This is a genomic window from Bartonella sp. AP40SXNS, from assembly GCF_042195825.1.
In the GTDB taxonomy this organism is placed as follows: domain Bacteria; phylum Pseudomonadota; class Alphaproteobacteria; order Rhizobiales; family Rhizobiaceae; genus Bartonella.
Genome location: NZ_JBHIPB010000075.1, coordinates 1 through 1,292 on the forward strand (window position 1 = coordinate 1; position 1,292 = coordinate 1,292).

1 pseudogene is annotated in these 1,292 nt (G+C 44.1%); it reads right to left on the reverse strand.

The window, feature by feature from the left end:
• A pseudogene (locus tag ACFILZ_RS09785) lies at positions 1-1,292 on the reverse strand (hypothetical protein); the annotation flags it as partial.

Sequence of the window (1,292 nt, forward strand, 5' to 3'; positions counted from 1 at the left end):
GTTACATGTTCGGTATAATTACGGTTTGTTGTTATATTGGTACGATACATTGATTTCGTATTTTCACCCGTCCCTGATTGAAGATAAATATCAACCCAAAGATCTGTAGAGGGGTCGTAGACCATTCCCTCTGGTGAACTATAAGGGCGGTGATTGAGACACCAAACTGAATTGGGTAAAATATCCCCTGCCCTATAACCAGACAAGGGGTGACCGGAAATCGTACCAACATCCGCACAAAGCGTATGAAACCCTCCTATCTTTCGCGAATTACTCACTGTGTAATTCCTTGGATACGTAGAGTTTTCTGATAAAACAAATTTATGAGACTGTCTTCCATCAGAAACCAAATAAACATAATAATCCTTGCCCGCAGAAATAGAAGAAACGTTTATTATTGTATCTTCCGTATAACTTGCAACCAAAGTATCATTGCCTAATGCCAAGGTTATACGCGTTCCTTTCTTCAATGTGAGTTGTTTTTTCCCTGTTGCAATAAGAAACGGCGTGGAAATTGAAAGAACCGTTAAATTGGACTGTTTCAGTAAATTGTTTACCTCTTCCGCTAGCGCTTTTGCCTGTGAAGCTACTGTATGAGCTGTTGTCGCTGTTTCCAGAGAACTCTTGATACCACTAAGCTCTTTCTTCATTGTATCGGCGGTTGTTTTGGCTTCTTCTGCTGTCCTTTTCGCTCTATCGGCTACTTCCTTGGCTTTTTCGGCTTCGCTCTTGGCTTGATAGGCTTGTGAATCTGCCGCCTCGGCTTTTTTCTTGGCTTCGTCTGAGTACATCCGCGCTAAACTTACGGGGGCTTTAAAATTCTCAACCACTTGGTTGATATCGATAACCCTACTCCTCGCAGACGAGGCTATTTTCTCTGCATTTTCTGCCTGATTGCGCGCTTGCGTCGCATCATGTCTTGCATAACCAGCAGACTCCTTGGCTTCCTTGGCTATTTTTTGTGCCTCTTCCGCTTCTTCTTCTAAAGACGCGGCTTTCTTACCCGCTGTTTCGGCTGCCCTCTGCGCCTCTCCTGCTATATATTTTGCATTACTCGCTATTTCCTTGGCTTTTTCTACTTCATTCTTGGCTTCATACGCTCGGTCATCGGCTTTCTCCGCTATTTTCTTGGCTTCTTCACCTGCCATTTCTGCTAATCTTGCTATAGTCTTAGCGTTATTGGCGGCTTCATTCGCGTCGTAAGCTTTACTCCACGCTTCATTCGCTGTGCTTTTTACCTTTTCCACCTCACTACGCGCTTGCTCCGCATCATGGTTAGCATAACCTGCTGT